Origin of the sequence: Brevundimonas sp. LM2 (assembly GCF_002002865.1) — a bacterium.
In the GTDB taxonomy this organism is placed as follows: Bacteria; Pseudomonadota; Alphaproteobacteria; order Caulobacterales; family Caulobacteraceae; genus Brevundimonas.
The window spans coordinates 1658708-1675351 of the sequence record NZ_CP019508.1 but is presented as its reverse complement, the minus strand read 5'-3'; the positions used below and the strand labels follow the sequence as shown (position 1 = coordinate 1675351).

Sequence of the window (16644 nt, the reverse complement as noted above, 5' to 3'; positions counted from 1 at the left end):
ATCTTATCGACGCTCATGAGATCGACGAGACCTCGGCCGATCCGTTGCCGACCGTCCTCAGTTTGACGAGATCACAGCCCCTGAGCTTGGCATCCAAGGCCACGTTGAACATCGCTAGGTCACGCACGGCTCCGACCGATTTGAAGTGCTGTCGGATGGCCCAGATATGCTTTGGCTTCAGCGGTGCTTTCGCGCCGGTCAGCCGACCCGCGTTCCAGGGTTTACGGGGCGTGCTGAAGAGTTCGGGCTGGCCCATGGCCACCTCCTACGATCGAGACCCCAAGCCGAAGCTACACCCATCAGGCCCCCTTGCGGATGTCGAATAATCGTCTGTACACGATAGACAAATACGGAGACGCAGACCTATGGCGTGACCATGGAAGCTCGTATTGTCAGAGGCACGCCATCGACCACCCATCTAGGAAGAGCGCTCTGGCAGCTTGAGACACGACCCAGCCCTGGGTCGGAATGGTCTCGCCTGTATGGCACCGGCCATACCTCAACCTCGGTGGAAGAGCTTCGCGAGGCCGCTCGCGCTGGGGGACTTGCCCTGATCCCGGCGCAAGATGGACGCTGGAACGAAGTGAAGTAGGTCGCCTATCTAACGCGATGCGCGTGAATACTCCTAAACATCCCGCGCCTGGGCTGGTCAGTAAGCCCGTTGCCTTCAATGTGCCCGGGCCGTAGTCTGCGTTCCTCGGAGAACCGTCATGACCTTGATAAATTCGAGCGTGCCGGTGTCGTTTCTCTACGTCACCGACCGCGATAGAGCGCTGCTGTTTTGCGAACAGCTTGGCTTGGCGCTCCGTGGCTCTGATGATTTTGGAGACTTCATGGAAACGGGAGGGGGGCTGATCCGCATGACCGTCATGCCCGACCACATCGCTAGCCCTCACCCGGTTCTCGGTTGGGAGGTGTCAGACATTCTCGCTACCGCACAGGAGTTGAGCGAGCGCGGCATCGGGCTGACGATCTACGAAGGCATGGGTCAAGATGAGCTGGGGGTGTGGACCTCGCCGGATGGCAAGGCGAAGGTCGCTTGGTTCACAGACCCTGACGGGAATGTGTTGAGCTTATCGCAGGCTTAGCCATAGCTTCGACAGTTAATCCTCCGAAACGACCGGCACAACGTTCGCTCGCGGAGCGTCCATCAGATGTCCGCCAAGGGCTGTCCGGCTGACGACCGGACTCGACCCTTAAGCGGCCCGTGGAGGTTCTGATTCGAAGCGGCGGATCTGGAGTCTGATTTTCGCCCGGGAGGATATGAACGATCCCGACCCAAAGTGGAGGTTCGCGACGGTTCTAACCGAACAGACGTCATCTCTCGGTCCTAAGGAATCGTATCAGGCGTCGGTTCAGGCGTCGGTGGCGTCGTCGGCCAGATGATCGCATCTCCGACACCTTCCGCAGTGCAGCCAACCTTAGCCATCTCGACCAGCGCCAGGCGCTCGCGTTCCCACATCCATTTCGCTGTCCAGCCACAGCCTGTCGACCAATGCGTGCCAGATGCAGATATTACCTGCGTCTCCGCATCGAAAATCAGGTCGGAAGCGCATCCTCGCGACTCCATTTTTCGCTGTCGCTAAACCCGAACACGAGCAGCGGCACCTTCACAGGCGTTTCGTCGCCCGCAGCGACATAGAGGCGGCTGAAAACGTCGACCATGCCGTTTGCACATTCGACGATGACGCCCGTTCGACCACCAAGGTCTACAGCTACGACCTCCCGCGGCAGAAAATTGTCAGCTAAGACACATTCCGGGTCCGCTTGCACCAATGCCGTCACCCGTTCCAAGAGAGCTTCGTCTGAGGGTATGTCTGGCGCCTGTGTGTAGACTGAGATCGGTGGCGCAAGGGGTTCAGCCCTGCAGGCGACAGCCGCCAGTCCGGCGAGTGCCGTGAGCGTCACCTTTCTGAACATCGTTCTCTCCCAACAAGCGATCCCGATCTCGCACGACGGCCGCGACGAAGCCATTCTCCGTGTGAACAACCTGCTGACCAAGATGCCGTTAAGCAGCCGTACCCCCATCTTGGGGAACGGCGCTTCCGTCCCGCTTTAGGCTTATCTGCGGCACTATCCGCTGAACGGGACCGCGCCAAGAGGGGACTTTGTTGACCTCGCCGAGAGGCGACATTTATCGGCTGAGCACACCACTTGCGGTCGGGTCGATGCGAGCAGAGCTCTCGTCGTCCGTCGCGACCCGCTTAGTGAGCCGCGAAAGTCAAAGCCTCAATCTTGTTTCCGTCGGGATCGCGTACGAATGCAGCGTAGTAGTGCGGGTCATACTCTGGCCGCGGCCCAGGTTCGCCATCGGCGGCCCCTCCGTGCTTAAGCGCGGTGCGGAAAAAGGCATCAACCGCGGTCCGCGTCTCCACTTCGAACGCGATATGAACCCCATTGCCCGGAGACGCCGCGCCGCCATCGGCAGGCATGTTAAGACTGAACACGGTAATTCCCGCGCCATATCCTATTGCTTCATCGACCCGAAGGGTCTTGTTAAGCCCAACCTCACGCATGACTGCGTCATAAAAGGCTTCGGCCTGTTCCAGATCAGACGTTCCAAGAGAGACATGGTGGAGCATCAGCCGAGAACTACGCAATCATTGGTGGGTTCCGCCAAGCGCCAGCAACGGACTTTGAACTTCATCCTGAAAGTCATTTTCGCCGGAATGCGTATACCTGAGGGCAAGGACTCTCTCGGGTGACCTGTGCAGGGCGGACCGACGGCCTGAACGGCCTGGATACGCAGGCCGCCGCCGAGTTCAGCCTGTCCCAGCTTCAGCCCGATGATGCTAGCCAGACAATCCCGTACTGCGGAGGAGCGTGAGCCAACAATGAGCGATAGGACAGCTATACCCACCTTGAGCCAATGGCTGGGAGGCCGAGACCGTTTGGCCGAACTGACGCGCGGCTTCTACACGAAGGTTCCTGCGGACCCTATTCTTGGCCCTGTCTTTGCCAATATGGATCCGGGCCATGCCGCTCACGTCGCAGATTTTATCGACGAGGTCTTCGGCGGTCCCGCCGCTTACTCGGACGCGGGCGGCTCGCACGCCGGCATGATCGGTCAGCACCTGGAACGCGCCTTAACCGAAACCCAGCGCCGACGCTGGTTCGATCTGATGCTGGAAACCGCGGACGAAGCGGGTCTGCCCGATGACCCTGAATTCCGTGCGGCCTTTGTGGGCTACCTGGAATGGGGAACGCGCCTTGCCGTGATCAACTCCGCTCCAGGTGTGGCAGACCCTGCTCCCGCCATGCCGATGCCGGTGTGGGGTTGGGGTCCGCCCGGTGGCCCTTGGAAAGGCTGATGTTGCGGAGGATCAAAACCACTCCATGGCCGCTCGGCGCCAACTGCGGACATTGGCTGCAACGCCGCAAGCGGACATTCTGATCGCTATTTGGCTGTAGCCGAATTGCCCGACGCCGATTGGGTTGAAGCATCACCACAAAGGGTGAGGCGTGTGGGGTTATCACCCGCCTAGCGCGACACGAAGGCTGGGACTGGGCTCAACCTGATCGATGATCGCGTTGTAGATCTCGATCAGCCGCGTTAGCTGGCTTCGAACGTCCAAAGCTTTGAAGCCACCGAGGCTGTAAAGTTGCACGCAGACGAACTGCTCGAAGTCCACGAACTCAATCCGACCGCCAAGCCCTTCTGCGTCAGCAAGTACCTCGGCAGCGATCAGAGGCTTGGGATTGGTGATGATGACGGGCCGTCCCCCGGCGTCCAGGTTCGCGCGGCATTTGCCGATCAGCTGAGCGGTGGGCGCATTGGTGACGTGCAGCACCGCGTCCTCCAGCTCGAAATCGCCGCCCCTGCCCTTGGCGTCATTCTGGTTGGAGCCGTGATGGGTCACGCCGCCTTGCCCCAACGACAGCTCGAGGACCGCCCCCACGATATGCTGCATGACCGCGCCCACGATCATGACCCCGCCCATGGACTTCTGGCGCAGCTCGGCCTGGGCGAGGAGCTCGCGCAAGGCCATCCGCAAGCTCAGCGCCGGATCGGCCCGGAACGCAATCGGAGTGGTGTTGAAATAGTCCCGCGCCTTCTGCACCCAGAAGGCCTCAACCGCGTCGAGATCCAGATCCCCTGCTGCATGACGACGGTTGAGCAGGGCGACCAGCTCTTCCATCCGGTCGATGCTGCCGCGACTGGTTCGTCCACCCTCGCTGCCCAGGCTGTTGGTGACGCCATGTCGTCTGAGGATCCGGTTAGCCGCTACCCCGCCAGCTCCGGCGACCTGGGCGCTGTTGGCGGCCCGGAAGTCGAACGCGTCCAGCGGCATGTCGCGCCCCCGGGCACGATCCACCACGACCAAGGCGATCGCCAACGGCCCCGTCGTGGCGAAACGGCCGCCGTCGACTAGAGCTTCCAAATCCGCCAAGGCTTCGGCGCTGAGGGCCGGAGGAGTCAACTCATCACCGGTCATGCGCGATCCACCGATAGGGTCTGATCGGTCAGGGCCAGTTCCGCAAAGCGAAGGAAGTCTTTCACCCGACGGGCATGAAGCACGAGAACGCCATCATCGGTCACGACTTGCAAGAGCCCGGCCCGGACCGCCCAACCCGACACGATGAGAAACCGTCGCGGGCGGATGTAGCAGGCCACATAGGGATTGGAGCCCAGATGGACCCGGCCAAACGCGCCGCCGTTGCAGCTGGCGACAGGAACTGCGCCGACGGCGGCCAAGACCAGAACGGCTGAGGCGACGCCCAGGTCGAGCCCCCGCAACGGGGTTTCGTCGTCGTCATCGCGCTGGCCGTCCAGTTCGGCCTCGATCTGGCTTTCCTCGCCGATTGGGTCGAAGGCGTCCTCGACCCGACGCATCAGGGCGGCCTCCACCTCCAGCACGCGGGAGACATCCGCCCAGCTGGCCGCAGTGAGATCCTGATAATGTTGATTGCCGGCAGGCGCGGCCTCATCGCCCGACACTTCCCAGCGCCGGGGCCATCGGAGCCGCCCCGGATCGGGCGCGGCGGGCGTCTCAAGGTCGAAGGTCTTCATTCCAGCGCTCGCCTAGCGTGCAACCTTGTCCACCGATTCGCCTTTTTCAGCATTGACGTTAACGGAACATAAGTGGAACTAGAATGAAGATGTGCGCCGATTCGGAGGGTGAGCCATGACCGTCAGCCCGTTCCCCGCGCCCGGATCGCAAGGCGCGCAGCGCGTCTTCTTTGAGTTCTTCGCCGGCGGCGGCATGGCGCGAGCCGGCCTGAAGGGTTGGCGCTGCGACTTCGCCAACGATTTCGACCCGATGAAGGCGGCGGTCTACGCCGCCAACTGGGGTGACGACCACCTGGTCTGCGGCGACGTCGCCAAGGTCAAACCGACCCAGCTGCCCGGCCGCGCCGATCTCGTCTGGGGCTCCTTCCCCTGTCAGGACCTGTCCTTGGCCGGACTCAACAAGGGCCTGGGTGCACGCAACGACAACGAACACACCCGCTCGGGCTCGTTCTGGCCCTTCTGGTTCCTGATCACGGCGCTCAAGGCTGAGGGTCGCGCGCCGCGCACCCTGATCTTGGAGAACGTCTACGGCGCCCTGACCTCCAACCAAGGCCGGGACTTCGCCGCCATCTGCGAGGCTATCACCGAAGCCGGTTACCGGTTCGGTGCCATGGTCATCGACGCCCGCCGGTTCGTCGCCCAATCGCGTCCGCGCCTGTTCATCGTCGCGGTCGACGAGACGGTCGCCCTGCCAGACGGCGCCATCAGCCATACGCCCGAGGCGGCCTGGACGCCGGCCCGGCTGCAAGCCGCCGTCGACGGCCTGCCCGAAGCGGTGCGCGACCAACATGTCTGGTGGGCCTTGCCCGTCCCGGCCGAGGCCCCGCCGCTCTTCTCCGACCAGATCGAGGAAGAACCGGCGGACGTCGCCTGGCACACGCCGGCCGAGACGCGGAAACTTCTGGCCATGATGAGCCCGCTCAACCGCGCCAAGGTGAAGACCGCCCAGACCCTGGGCCGGCGCGTGGTCGGGGGCGTCTATCGCCGGACCCGTCCGGACGCCCAAGGCCGCAAGGTCCAGCGCGCCGAGGTGCGCTTCGACGAGGTGGCCGGCTGCCTGCGCACCCCTGCCGGCGGCAGCTCCCGCCAGATCATCCTGGTGGTCGAAGGCGACCGGGTCCGTTCACGACTCCTGTCCGGCCGCGAAGCCGCCCGGCTGATGGGGTTGGACGACGATTACGTCCTGCCGGCCCGCTACAATGACGCCTACCACGTCGCCGGTGACGGCGTCGTCGCCCCAGTCGTCACCCACCTGGCCCGCAGTTTGATAGAGCCCGTTCTTGCTTGGGATGACGGCGCACCGGCGATGATCGCGGCTGAGTAGCGGCAAACTGCGCCACGCGGATTATGCGCCACCTACAACAGCCACCGTATTCCTGAACGCGCCAGAAGCGGAAGCGGTGGCGTGTCCCAGACGCTAACTTGACCGGGCTGTGCGTTTTACGACGACGGTCTGGGCGACGATGCGTCGGTTGATCTTCACTTTCCAGGCGAGCTGCTTCTCCGACAGAATACGCTTGCGCACGGTCTGTTTGAGGAAGGTGTATTCTTTCTCGCCGTAGAGATATCCCATGCGCATCGCATGCTCGATCAGATCGTTGTTCGCATTGGCCGTCGGATCCTTTGCGATCCGCTTCAGGCCGTCGAACAGATTGCCAGTGTCGATCTGGATGAAGCGGTTGATACAGACGTTGCCGACATAGGTCTCGCGGCCGGTCATCCGATTGCGGATGTAACAATGCTCCTTGATGTCCTGGCCGCACGGACACTGGTCCCACTCGTCGCTGATCTCCACCGCGACGAGCCCCCACTCTCGCCTAGCGACGTCGAAATCGTGGGAGAGCGACAGCGGCAGGATGTGGGCCTTCAGCCTCTCGAAGTTATGGCCGTCCATTTCCGCGTCTCCATTGACGGTCGCGCATCCCGCTTCGGCGGCATGCGGACGGGCTCACGCCCTACTTCGACCAGTGCCCGAGCACCCACTCCCAGGCGTGACCATCGTAGTCCCAGCGCCAGTGGGCGCGGACCCATTTGGTTTTCCCCAAGGGGCGGATCGTCCGCATGTTCTGCAGACGATCGACGGGCTTGGGCGGACAGGGCGGGCGGATTCGACGGGGCTTGATCATGGAGACCTCAGTTCAAGGTGTACTCGCGCCAGGGAATGGCGCTGAGGGGGACACGGGCCAGAAAACGCGCGATGTCGGGCCGGCCGAAATAGGTGGCTGCGCCCCGATGGTTCTGAGCCATCAGCACCACGGGCATGCCGGGGAAGGCCGGTTGGAAGCTGCGTGCCACCCGGTTGTATCCTGCGTTGTTGTCGAGGATGTGCCGCTTCACCACGACGATGGCGAAGACGATCCCTTGTTCGCGAACGATGGCGCCTTCAAAGCGCATGGATATCCTCCTGATGACCGAAAGGCCGCGTCACGGATGACGCGGCCTTTCGAGGTTCAGCCTTTCGGCGGGTAGGGATCGTTGCCGAAGCTGTCGCGCTCGCGGATCTGACCGTTGCGACGGTGGATCAGCAGTTCGCTCTGCTGATTTTGAGCGATTCCTCGGGCCTGAGAGATCGCTTCCGCCTGCGTCGGATGCACCGTGGTTGCGCGCGCATTGCCCGCGCCACGGACGGCCCAGCCATTGGCGTGGGGGACGACGTGTTGGTTCTTGCCCATTTCCTTCACCTCCCTTCCCGCTCTCGATGAACGTGACGTATGATATAGTTTACGACCGTGGCGCTTGTCAACCCCGTCTTCCGGCGCGTATGATTCATCTGTACAGCGTTTCCGAGGGACCGAATGTCTTTGGCCACCAAGCTCAAGGACCTGCGGGTCAAAAGCGGGCAATCGCTTCAGCAGGTCGCCGACGGCGTCGGCGTATCCAAGGCTCACATCTGGCAACTCGAACGCGGCGACAGCACCAATCCGAGCTTGGACCTGCTCCGGGGGCTCGCGGACCATTACAAGGTGACGGTGGCGTTCCTGTCGGACGAGAGCGAGCCTTCGGAAGAGGCGCCGGCCCTCCAGTTCTACCGGGAGTTTGACGGCAAGCTGGATGACAAGGCTTGGGCGGCCGTTCGCGCCATGGCCGAGGCGTTGAAGAAGCCGTGAGCGAGCTCCTCATGGATTTGGCGGACTGCGGCTCTCCCGAGCGGCTGATCCAGACGATCCTGAGGCATCACCCTGAGTGGACGCCACCTGTTCCGATCGAGGCACTCGCGGCGGCCGTGAATATTCTCGAGATCAGGGATCTGGACACGACCTCCTTCGAGGGGGCCTTGCTGACCGATCCTGACAAAAGCCAGGGCATCATTCTCTGCAGGCCGGGCGTGCCCGGCGGCCGTCGGCGCTTCACCATCGGTCATGAGTTGGGTCATTTCCTGATCCCCACCCACGTCGGGAACCAGCAGTGCACCCAAGCCCATCTCAGCGAGCGCGGGTTCTCGACACCGGCGCAACGGCGGGAGGCCGAAGCAAATCGTTTCGCGGCGGGCATTCTCATGCCGAAGCCCTGGTTTGAGCGCGACGCGGACCGACTTGGCCTCCCGGAGGTCGGTCATCTCCGCAAGCTGGCGAGATCCTATGACGTCAGCCTGGAAGCGGCCGCGAACCGGTTCGTCGAGCTGGCCTCGATGCCGTGCGCCGTCATCTTCTCTTACGACGGCGTGGTCCGGTACGCCCGTTCGCATGTGAGCTTCCCGCGTCTGGCCGTGGAGCGGAAAAGTCGCCTTCCCTCAGACTGCGCCACAAAGGTCAGGCCGTACGCCGGCACTGCGGCCCCGTCCGACTGGATCGAGATGGATGGGACGATCTGGCTTCAGCATGAGTGGGGGCGTCCGTCACCCCGTGTCCTTGAACAGGTCCTCCGGCAGGCCAACGGGCACGCGGTGACCATGCTGCTCTTGGCCGACGGCCCGACCAACGACGAGGACGAAGAGGAAGACGACATCTTGGCGCGCTGGAGCCCGCGGTTCTAGCTCGCGTGCCGTGGACCTGCAGGCTGGGACACGGCAACCGCTTCGGCCGCCAAACGCGACGAGCGGTCATTAGCACTCCGCAAGTAGCCCTTCTGCGCAATCTGACGGTGCCGGCCGCTGTGGCCTGCTTGCTCGATAATGCGGTCAGACGGCGTCGGCCAAGGTCCGGGTCCGACGGAGCCGACGATCTAGCCCACGACCGCATTCGCGATACGCAAGGTCTGGTCGACGAAGCCGAGCAGTTCCTGCTGATCGAGCGGCGGCTCCTGCATCCCGCGTGGATCCTCGCCGTGGTGATAGTCCTGCGTGTAGTCGTTGATCCGATCGAGTTCGTCGTAACGGGCGGCGGCGGGATGGTCCGCACTCCCTCCTCTGATCTTTCCTAGGATCCCGCCGAGATTGTCCGCCGGAGCGAAGCTCGCCGGGTAGAGATCGCGCATCTTCGTTTCTAGGACCACCCGCAGTTTCTTGATGATATCGCGCGGCTCACCCTGCCCGAGGTTGCGGTAGGCCAGAAGATCGTCGAGCTCGCTCTGCGCCCTGCCCCTACAGGCGTTGTCGAGATCGAACTCTGTCAGCCGCGTGCCCGTCGCCGAATGGTAGTCCAGCTGCGCGGCTGACCGTTCTGCGGGCGGCGATTTGTCCCACAGGCTCTTCAAGAAGGCTGCGTCGTGTGAGAGCACGATGACTTGGGCACCACGGCGGGCCACGGCCATGATCTCATGAATCGTGTTGCGCCGCCGATAGGAATCCTGACTGTTAAAGGGGTCGTCGAAGACCACCACGCGCTCGGCGATATCTGCCTCGCGTTCCAGCTCCGCGAGGAAGAAAGCCATCGCCAGCGTCGTCCGGTCGCCCGCACTCAGCGTGTTCTTGAAGCTCTGACGATCATCGCCCGTCCGGCCGTCGCCTAAAGCCACCTCGACGTTATCGATCCGCAGTCGGTAGGTGCAGGTCGCAAGGCCGCCAGGATAGGCGTGGTCGACGTCGACGATCTCGAAGCCGGCGTTGAAGAGATGCAAGAAGTGGTTGATGCGTTGCTCATAAGGTTTGACGACCTGGCGACAATGCTCCTCCAGCTGGGCTCGCACGGCCGCTTTCGCGGCATTATTCGCCGTCCGCGCTTCTACGGCCTCGCGCCACGCCCGGCTCGCCTCGATTCCCTCCTGACCATGCCGGCGAGCCACCCGTTCCAAATCGCTAATCGCCCGGCGCAAGACGGCCTCATCCGCAGCCGCAGTTCGTGCACGGGTCGTCTCAATAGTGATGTTGGCCCGATCGACGGCCCGGTTGTAGGCCGCTAGCTGGCCTCGGATCGCATTGATCTCCTCTGCGATCTCGGCGATATCCCCCTCCCGATCAATGACCTCGAGCGGCCGGGCCGCTTTGCGCTCCACAACGCTCCGCAGTTTGTGATGGACGCTCAAATAAGCGTCCCGCAGCTGGGCCAACGCGGGCAAATCCTCGCCCAAGTCGCAATGCTGGCCCCAAAACTGACGAGCCGCGCCATTCGCGATCGCCGACGCCCTAAGCTCGGCAAAGACCTCGGCTCCGAACTGCAAATCGATATGTTGTCCGAGCGTCTCGATTTCATCTCGCAAGCCGCGATAAGCTTCTCCGAACAACGCCCCATAGGATTGAACCAGAGGCAGCCCACCGACACCGTCCCGGGCACAGAACGGGCAGTCGTCCTCGTCCGTCAAATGACGAAGCCCATGCTCGAGCCAGCGCTCCCCGTCGTCGCCGAACCTGTGACGGGCCAGATGCGCGCCGACGCGTTGCTCGACCGCCGGGTCGGCACCGTCGATTGTGCGGCCCACCATCTCCCTCAAGTGCGCTGGCAACGTCGGGAGCGTTACCGCCTGCAGGCCAGCGCGCTCTCGAATCTGCGCCGACTGCTGCTGCGCGACCAGCGCGGCACGCGCGTCGGCAAGTTTGGCGGCCAGCTCGTCATCCGCTGGCAGTTGGTCGAAGGCTTGGGCGGCGAGGCCGGCAGCCATCGGCTCCAGCCTGCGTTCGGCGGCGGTCGCGGCCTGCGTGAGCGCTCTCCCCGCTTCTGCCAGCCGCGCCTCCTCCCGCGCTAGACCCACGCCATTCCGGCCGACGACGACGCGATACAAATTCCGCCGATTGGCGACGTCGACTAGGTCCCCGCTGTGGACATTCTCCGCGACGAAGGTCCCATCGAAGATGGAGAGCTTCGGCTCAGGTCCCGGCCAAGCGTCATTCTGGAACGTCCGCTGTGCGCCGGACCATAGCAAGTTAACCTGCTGCGCCGCGTCTACGCCGAGCGTCTTGCGGCCTACCACCAGCGCCGCTTCGTTCCGCTCCAAAGATCTGAGCACCGCGCACAAGGTCGTCTTGCCGAAACCATTCGGCCCGAAGATGAACGCGTGGCGAGACAGTTGAGGATTCGGCTGGGCGGCCGAACTCCGAAAACGACCGACGTTACGGATGCCGATTATTCTTTGAAGCATTTGGCCCTCCCGCCGCTACCTTAGCGCGCGGCGCGAGCAACATGCCAGCCACTGGAGGTGGACCTCGCGACCAAGATGCCTGTTGCTGATCGACTTCGCTGGACAAGCACAAAGCGGTCACTCCGAACCGCCGCAATGAGCCAGAGTCAGTCATGCCTGTGCAAAGGGCATCAGCCCCCATGCCTTGCGGCGGTCACGTCCGAAGCTTTAGATCGCTGTACGGCCAACGGCTACGCCCGGCCCTTTGAAGGCTTACCAGGCGACGGCCGGCCGAAGTGGCTCATAGCGGACGTCGTGGCCCCGAAATCTTTGCGGACGGGCAGCGGGGCGGGCTTCTGGCGACAAGCGGACGACGAGATGATCGCCGTCGTCTGCCTTGCGGCGTTCGACCGTGGCCTGCCCGTCTGGAACGCCAAGTTGCGCCAGGAGGGCCTTGCGGTCTTCGGTCGTGGCAATCTTCTGGGCGGATTGAACGGTCATCATGCACCTGCAGGCGGAATATGGCCTGAAACCAGCGTTAATTCCAGATGATCCAGTAAAGGTCTTAACGGCAGCATATAGCTCACATCCGATTCCCGGCCTGCGAACAGAATGCCCACAGCCGTCCGACGGTTGCCTTCGCCCAGCTGGGTGACCAGGGCCCCGGAATCGCCGGGAGCGGCAAAGGCGCGCCGCACGCCGCGCAGGACGAAAACCGGCTTGAAATAGACCGTCGCTCGGAACTCGATCGGCTCTTCGGCCGAGATCCACACCGTGGTCTTGTAGCTGACGGGATGGGAGCCCGCGAGCTCGCTCTCGATCACGCCCTTGGTGCGGCGCGTGCTGCGACCGACCTTTTCGATCTCGGCGTCTTCGATCGGATCGCCGACCTCGGCCGGTGTGTCGTAGAAATCGCCCTGCCAGGAGGAGATTTCGTCCGGTTTGATCAGTTTGAAGATCGCGGCGTCCGTGTTGAGGTGGGGCGGCACGGTGGCGGGGTCACCCGCCACGAACGGACCTGCGCGATCGTGATAGCCGATGGTGCGCGGATCGGGCTGTCCCGCCCCTACGTCCTTGATCCCCGGGGCCACGATCGGGTGGCCCTGCCGGGCATTGGAACAGCCGCCGGTCACATGGTTGGCGGATAGGCCATAGATCGCCCCCTCGCGGTCGCGGACCAGACAGCCGAGTGTCCCCGCGTCGCGAACATTGCCGAGGCTGACCGAAGACCCACAGGTATAGCGGCTCCATTGTCGTGCCAGGTTGATCGGTGCCGCGAGACTGGCCGCCCCGGGATCGACGACGAGCGGGCGGGCCGTCTTGAACTCGATCTCGGCCTGTCGGTCATAGCTTTCGATCAGTTCGGACCGCTCGCCGGCGTTGAGCGGGCGGGCCGTGTAGACGATGACTGTGCCCTTGTCGCCCCGATTGGGGTTGAACCCCACGGCGGTGATCGGCTTGCGGGTCAAGGCCTCGGCTGCGGCGGCCGAGAACATCTCCGCCCCGCCGCCCCGACCGGCCGGCGTGAGCCGTCCGCTGGACCCGCCGATGGCATGGAACAGCTGGCGCGCCTCGGCCCATGCTCGGAGGGCCTGGGCCTCCTGTTCCAATCGCGCGCGCGGCGGTCGAGCCATGATCAAACTCCTTCGGACACGAGGAACGGGGCGACGTCGTTGTCCGTCAGCGTGGTGTGGGTTGGGCCGTCGATGCCCAGACGGTAGCGGCCCGGGGCGTCCGGGGCGTTGACCGTCAGCCGCAGCTGGCCGACGGCCGCACCCGACCAAGCCACCGCGCCGAGATCGGGCTGGGTCTGCACCGCCCGGCCCTCCTCGTCGATGAGATCCAGAGTGATCCGAACCTCGAGACGGGCGGCGGGCATAGGCGCGATCAGCACCAGATCCATCGGCTCTCCCGCCGCATAGACCAGTCGGTCCAGCGATATCGACAGGGCAGCACGACCATCGCTGGCGCTGAACGGGGCGACGCGCGGGGTTGCGCCGAACAATCGATACAGATGATCGCGGAAGTCGCGCTCGCGCAGCACCTTGTTGTGCTCGCCCGGCGTGAAGGCATGCGGCGCTGTAAGCAAGGCCGCGCTCCAAATCGGCACGGCTCCGTCGCCGGCGTCGACGTCGCGGACGGCCAGATCGGGGCGGCCCCCGCGAAGCTCAACCCGGGTGCACGTCCGATGTCCGGTGGCGACGACCCCGTCGTATTGCACATGACCCGGACGACGGGACGGGCCGAGCCCGGCGCGGAAATCCTGCGCCGCTTGCAGATTGTCCAGCGACAAGCCGAGGGCGCGCGCCGTCGCGGGGTCGTAGAGGTCCGTGATCTGGGACACGCTGCCCTGCCAGGCGAGGGCGGCGACCACATCACGGTCCGGAAACAGTTGATAGAGCGATGGATAGCGCGCGTCCGCCGCAAGGCGCGCCGTGTCTGGGCCCGAGAGGCCGGCGGTCGATTCCAAACCCAGGGCCCGGGAGACGGCAACGGGGGCACCGGCATGGGGCACGGCAAGGGCGATCAGTCGGGTCACCGCGCGCCAGCCGGGCCGGTCCTCAAAGCCGCCGCTTTCCAAGAACCAGCGGGCGACCAGCCCCCCCATGGAATGGGCCACGAGGACGATCTCGTCCGAGCCCTCTTCCATCACCTCCTCGACGAGGGTGGCCAGGCTTTCGGCGGCTTCGCGCAGATCGCGCCGCCAGTCGTAAGGAAAGGCGATGAATGACGCCTTGGGCACACCCGCGGTTCCCGAGGCGATGTCGCGCAGATCATCGAGGATTGGCCCATAAACTGGCAGGCACGCGACCCGGTCGATCACCGCTGTGGGCCGGACGGCCGGATCCGCCAAGGCCACGATCCGGCGATAGCCCCGCACCGCCTCGACGGGTGTCGGCGGCCAGACCTCCTGGCCTCTGAGGCTGAGCCGCGACCCCATGATGCCGGGGACGAAAAGGATGGCCTGCATGGTGACCTCCACGACGCGCCATCGACTCACCGACACCCGTCATAAGAGCATAACGCGCCACGGTTGCCGCGTCCGCTGGAAAAACGAACGGCTGGCACCGAGGCAGACGGCGCAGGGGCTCTAGCGGTCGTCGCCTGCGGGATCGTCCCGGCTTCGAGTTTGCCGTCGCGCCTTGCGGCGCAGGACGATCCGACCCTCCAATGGCAGAGCGTCCAGGTCTAGCGCGTAACCCTCGCCGTCCTTGTGCGGGCGAGCCACGCCGATCTCGATCCAGCGCGCACCGGGGCCGTCGCCCTTGACAAGATAGACGCGCAGCACGGCGGGCGGCGGGGTCGGCATAACGAACGAGCCATCAGGGTGATCGGAGCACCGACCGAGCCTATGCCGGGGTCGCGGTCATTTTCGGGCAGGCACGCCTGCGTCGAGGCGGGTTATGGCTCCATCGCCTAAGCCGGCGAGACCCCGCTCAGGCGGCGAACCGCAACGTGGAGGTCGTGACGGCCCGCCGGGCCTGGGCCCAGGCGTCGAGGTCTGGCAAGGCGTAGACGATCTTCTGTCCGATCTTGCGGCAAGCCGGTCCGGTCCCCGCCCAACGGTAGGTGTGGAGCGTGGAGACAGCCAGACCCAGATGCCCCGCCGCCGCCTTGACGTCCAACCAGCGCAGCTGGGCGGCCGTGCCCAACAACCCCTGTGCCCCTGGAGGCGCTGGCGCGGTGGTGGCCTCGAGACGCGTCTGGGCTCGAGGCACAAGTGCCTGACCCATAAGCCGCGCCATTTCCGCCGAGATGCGCTCGGCAGCATCCTTCAGAGGATGGTCGGACAGGTGCGCGTAACGCTGGGTCGTCTTGGCGCTGCGGTGCCCGAGAAGGGCCCCGATGACCAGCAGACTGTCGCCGGTCAGGGCTCCCATGCTGGCGAAGGAATGGCGCAAGTCATGCAGCCGCACATCGGACAGACCGGCCGCGCTACGGATCCGCTCCCAGCTGGACTGGATGTCGGCGAGGTGACCGACGCCGTTGCGACCCGGCAGCAGATGGGGGTTGCCGGCCACCTCGGGCACGGCGTCGATCACCTGAAGGGCGGCGTCGCCCAGGTGGACGATCTTGGCTCCGGTCTTGCTGTCCGGCAGACGCAGACACCGGTGATGGTGATCGATCCATGCGCGCTGCAGCGACAGGATCTCGGTCCGGCGACAGCCGGTGAGGATGAGCAACCGGACGGCGGCAAGGGCATAGGGGCTCTCGACGCCGATCGCCTCGGCGGCCGCTAGGGCTTCCCCCAGCCGGGCCAGCTCGGCTGGCGACAGGAACCGCTCAAGCTTCTTCTCTGGAAAGCGTCGCACGCGCAGCGCCGGATTGTCGACGCGGATCTGACGGCGGATAGCGAAGTTGAAAGCGGCGCTGAGAATGGTCACCGAAGCGTTCGCGGCCCCCTTCCCGCCCCGCACGCGCGACACGCCCCGCTTCTTGGCCGTTTTGGCAAGCCTCGCCGTCTTGCCCGCGGCAATGTCCAGCAGCAGCCGATCGACGTCTTGAGATGTCACGGACCGGGCCTTGAGCGTGCCGATCAGGGGTTTGATGTGGTTGGTGATGTCGGAGCGCGCCGAGGCGATGGAGCTCTCTTTCCGCGTCGCCATGCCCTCGGTCAGATAGAGGTCGCACAGATCGGCGACGGTCACGTCCTCGCGCCGGCCCGCCTTCTCGGTCTGTGGATCGACGCTGTCGACCAGCCGCCCCTGGAGCGCCCGGGCGCGATCGCGCGCCATATCTACGGTCCAGGGCGAGCCGTGCGTCCCGATAGAGTAGCGTCGAGCCCGTCCCTCGAAGCGGTACTGCAGCACATAACTTTTCAGGCCCCCGGCGCTGATCTTAAGGCCCAGGCCAACGACCTCGCTGTCCCAGAGGAACTGGTCCTTCGCTTTCGGCCGCGCGGCGTCGACCGTCCGCTTCGTCAATCTGACCCGCCCGTTCGCCATCTTGGACGCCTCGCTCGCTCCGTCGCTCGATCCCGCCCCCTCACGCTCTAGTAAGCACATAGTAAGCGCGGGGACGAAACTCACGGGTTGCAACGTCGCGAAGGCTTCGGCGTAAGTCAATGATACGTAGTGATATTTCGCAGTCCAGCGAATGTACGGATACAACCTAAGGTAGTTTGGTAAGGCTGAGGTCGTGGGTTCGATTCCCCCCGGCGGCACCATCTGAACGACAAAGGCCCGGTCTCGCGACCGGGCCTT

19 protein-coding genes are annotated in these 16644 nt (G+C 64.4%); 5 read left to right on the top strand and 14 right to left on the bottom strand.

All coding sequences use genetic code 11. From position 1 onward, the window contains the following. Positions 1 to 13 precede the first annotated feature (13 nt). Positions 14 to 256 carry a hypothetical protein gene (locus BZG35_RS08230; protein ID WP_077355201.1) on the bottom strand — a complete coding sequence of 81 codons (243 nt, stop codon included), beginning with the start codon at positions 254 to 256 and terminating at the stop codon, positions 14 to 16. Positions 257 to 710: 454 nt separating this feature from the next. Here BZG35_RS08230 and BZG35_RS08225 point away from each other — a divergent pair, with 454 nt between their 5' ends. Beyond that, positions 711 to 1088, top strand: coding sequence for a VOC family protein (locus BZG35_RS08225; RefSeq protein WP_077355200.1), 378 nt, complete (start codon positions 711 to 713; stop codon positions 1086 to 1088). 451 nt (positions 1089 to 1539) lie between these two features. Here BZG35_RS08225 and BZG35_RS17620 read toward each other — a convergent pair whose 3' ends face one another. Beyond that, entirely contained in the window at positions 1540 to 1920 is a 381-nt protein-coding gene (locus BZG35_RS17620; RefSeq protein WP_150125977.1) for a hypothetical protein, read from the bottom strand. A 284-nt stretch (positions 1921 to 2204) separates the two neighbouring features. Then, positions 2205 to 2582 carry a VOC family protein gene (locus BZG35_RS08220; protein ID WP_077355199.1) on the bottom strand — a complete coding sequence of 126 codons (378 nt, stop codon included), beginning with the start codon at positions 2580 to 2582 and terminating at the stop codon, positions 2205 to 2207. A gap of 204 nt (positions 2583 to 2786) precedes the next feature. On the opposite strand from BZG35_RS08220, the gene BZG35_RS08215 reads away from it, so the two are divergent. After that, a complete protein-coding gene (locus BZG35_RS08215) occupies positions 2787 to 3311 on the top strand; it encodes a group II truncated hemoglobin (protein WP_371454827.1) in 525 nt (174 codons plus the stop codon). A gap of 162 nt (positions 3312 to 3473) precedes the next feature. On the opposite strand, the gene BZG35_RS08210 is transcribed toward BZG35_RS08215, so the two are convergent. Then, positions 3474 to 4436: a DUF4928 family protein gene (locus BZG35_RS08210; RefSeq protein WP_077355197.1), complete on the bottom strand. Its 963-nt coding sequence runs from the start codon at positions 4434 to 4436 to the stop codon at positions 3474 to 3476. Beyond that, a complete protein-coding gene (locus BZG35_RS08205) occupies positions 4433 to 4939 on the bottom strand; it encodes a hypothetical protein (RefSeq protein ID WP_150125976.1) in 507 nt (168 codons plus the stop codon). Before BZG35_RS08205 ends, BZG35_RS08210 begins: the two co-directional genes overlap by 4 nt. Positions 4940 to 5126: 187 nt before the next feature. Here BZG35_RS08205 and BZG35_RS08200 point away from each other — a divergent pair, with 187 nt between their 5' ends. Then, the gene (locus tag BZG35_RS08200) at positions 5127 to 6335 is read left to right on the top strand and encodes a DNA cytosine methyltransferase (RefSeq protein WP_077355195.1); all 1209 of its coding nucleotides are present in this window, start codon (positions 5127 to 5129) and stop codon (positions 6333 to 6335) included. Between the two features lie 93 nt (positions 6336 to 6428). Here the strand turns inward: BZG35_RS08200 and BZG35_RS08195 are convergent, their stop codons facing one another. The 4 genes from BZG35_RS08195 to BZG35_RS08185 form a co-directional block, all read right to left on the bottom strand. Next, the gene (locus tag BZG35_RS08195; protein WP_077355194.1) at positions 6429 to 6905 is read right to left on the bottom strand and encodes a hypothetical protein; all 477 of its coding nucleotides are present in this window, start codon (positions 6903 to 6905) and stop codon (positions 6429 to 6431) included. A gap of 61 nt (positions 6906 to 6966) precedes the next feature. Continuing rightward, the gene (locus BZG35_RS17910) at positions 6967 to 7137 is read right to left on the bottom strand and encodes a hypothetical protein (protein WP_171981909.1); all 171 of its coding nucleotides are present in this window, start codon (positions 7135 to 7137) and stop codon (positions 6967 to 6969) included. Positions 7138 to 7144: 7 nt separating this feature from the next. Then, positions 7145 to 7405 carry a hypothetical protein gene (locus BZG35_RS08190; RefSeq protein WP_077355193.1) on the bottom strand — a complete coding sequence of 87 codons (261 nt, stop codon included), beginning with the start codon at positions 7403 to 7405 and terminating at the stop codon, positions 7145 to 7147. Positions 7406 to 7461: 56 nt separating this feature from the next. Continuing rightward, on the bottom strand, positions 7462 to 7683 hold the full coding sequence (locus tag BZG35_RS08185) for a DUF2188 domain-containing protein (RefSeq protein ID WP_077355192.1): 222 nt from the start codon (positions 7681 to 7683) through the stop codon (positions 7462 to 7464). Positions 7684 to 7812: 129 nt separating this feature from the next. Between BZG35_RS08185 and BZG35_RS08180 the strand changes: the two genes are divergently transcribed. Together BZG35_RS08180 and BZG35_RS08175 are read left to right on the top strand one after the other, a co-directional pair. Then, a complete protein-coding gene (locus BZG35_RS08180; RefSeq protein WP_216351896.1) occupies positions 7813 to 8118 on the top strand; it encodes a helix-turn-helix domain-containing protein in 306 nt (101 codons plus the stop codon). Then, positions 8115 to 8984: an ImmA/IrrE family metallo-endopeptidase gene (locus BZG35_RS08175; RefSeq protein WP_077355190.1), complete on the top strand. Its 870-nt coding sequence runs from the start codon at positions 8115 to 8117 to the stop codon at positions 8982 to 8984. The genes BZG35_RS08180 and BZG35_RS08175 overlap by 4 nt, the downstream gene beginning before the upstream one ends. Before the next feature lie 188 nt (positions 8985 to 9172). On the opposite strand, the gene BZG35_RS08170 is transcribed toward BZG35_RS08175, so the two are convergent. The 5 genes from BZG35_RS08170 to BZG35_RS08145 form a co-directional block, all read right to left on the bottom strand. Next, positions 9173 to 11461 carry an AAA family ATPase gene (locus BZG35_RS08170; protein WP_077355189.1) on the bottom strand — a complete coding sequence of 763 codons (2289 nt, stop codon included), beginning with the start codon at positions 11459 to 11461 and terminating at the stop codon, positions 9173 to 9175. 479 nt (positions 11462 to 11940) lie between these two features. Continuing rightward, the gene (locus tag BZG35_RS08160; RefSeq protein WP_150125975.1) at positions 11941 to 13074 is read right to left on the bottom strand and encodes a hypothetical protein; all 1134 of its coding nucleotides are present in this window, start codon (positions 13072 to 13074) and stop codon (positions 11941 to 11943) included. Positions 13075 to 13076: 2 nt separating this feature from the next. Beyond that, positions 13077 to 14411, bottom strand: coding sequence for a hypothetical protein (locus BZG35_RS08155; protein WP_150125974.1), 1335 nt, complete (start codon positions 14409 to 14411; stop codon positions 13077 to 13079). Positions 14412 to 14531: 120 nt separating this feature from the next. After that, positions 14532 to 14750 carry a hypothetical protein gene (locus tag BZG35_RS08150; RefSeq protein WP_077355185.1) on the bottom strand — a complete coding sequence of 73 codons (219 nt, stop codon included), beginning with the start codon at positions 14748 to 14750 and terminating at the stop codon, positions 14532 to 14534. Positions 14751 to 14877: 127 nt separating this feature from the next. After that, positions 14878 to 16506 (bottom strand): tyrosine-type recombinase/integrase, encoded by a 1629-nt coding sequence (locus tag BZG35_RS08145; RefSeq protein WP_171981908.1) that lies wholly within the window; start codon positions 16504 to 16506, stop codon positions 14878 to 14880. Positions 16507 to 16644: the final 138 nt, after the last annotated feature.

Bases quoted from the DNA above. Each gene is read 5' to 3' on its own strand.
- BZG35_RS08230 (WP_077355201.1), bottom strand. From the start codon at position 256: ATGGGCCAGCCCGAACTCTTCAGCACGCCCCGTAAACCCTGGAACGCG.
- BZG35_RS08225 (WP_077355200.1), top strand. From the start codon at position 711: ATGACCTTGATAAATTCGAGCGTGCCGGTGTCGTTTCTCTACGTCACC.
- BZG35_RS17620 (WP_150125977.1), bottom strand. From the start codon at position 1,920: ATGTTCAGAAAGGTGACGCTCACGGCACTCGCCGGACTGGCGGCTGTC.
- BZG35_RS08220 (WP_077355199.1), bottom strand. From the start codon at position 2,582: ATGCTCCACCATGTCTCTCTTGGAACGTCTGATCTGGAACAGGCCGAA.
- BZG35_RS08215 (WP_371454827.1), top strand. From the start codon at position 2,787: ATGATGCTAGCCAGACAATCCCGTACTGCGGAGGAGCGTGAGCCAACA.
- BZG35_RS08210 (WP_077355197.1), bottom strand. From the start codon at position 4,436: ATGACCGGTGATGAGTTGACTCCTCCGGCCCTCAGCGCCGAAGCCTTG.
- BZG35_RS08200 (WP_077355195.1), top strand. From the start codon at position 5,127: ATGACCGTCAGCCCGTTCCCCGCGCCCGGATCGCAAGGCGCGCAGCGC.
- BZG35_RS08195 (WP_077355194.1), bottom strand. From the start codon at position 6,905: ATGGACGGCCATAACTTCGAGAGGCTGAAGGCCCACATCCTGCCGCTG.
- BZG35_RS17910 (WP_171981909.1), bottom strand. From the start codon at position 7,137: ATGATCAAGCCCCGTCGAATCCGCCCGCCCTGTCCGCCCAAGCCCGTC.
- BZG35_RS08190 (WP_077355193.1), bottom strand. From the start codon at position 7,405: ATGCGCTTTGAAGGCGCCATCGTTCGCGAACAAGGGATCGTCTTCGCC.
- BZG35_RS08185 (WP_077355192.1), bottom strand. From the start codon at position 7,683: ATGGGCAAGAACCAACACGTCGTCCCCCACGCCAATGGCTGGGCCGTC.
- BZG35_RS08170 (WP_077355189.1), bottom strand. From the start codon at position 11,461: ATGCTTCAAAGAATAATCGGCATCCGTAACGTCGGTCGTTTTCGGAGT.
- BZG35_RS08160 (WP_150125975.1), bottom strand. From the start codon at position 13,074: ATGGCTCGACCGCCGCGCGCGCGATTGGAACAGGAGGCCCAGGCCCTC.
- BZG35_RS08155 (WP_150125974.1), bottom strand. From the start codon at position 14,411: ATGCAGGCCATCCTTTTCGTCCCCGGCATCATGGGGTCGCGGCTCAGC.
- BZG35_RS08150 (WP_077355185.1), bottom strand. From the start codon at position 14,750: ATGCCGACCCCGCCGCCCGCCGTGCTGCGCGTCTATCTTGTCAAGGGC.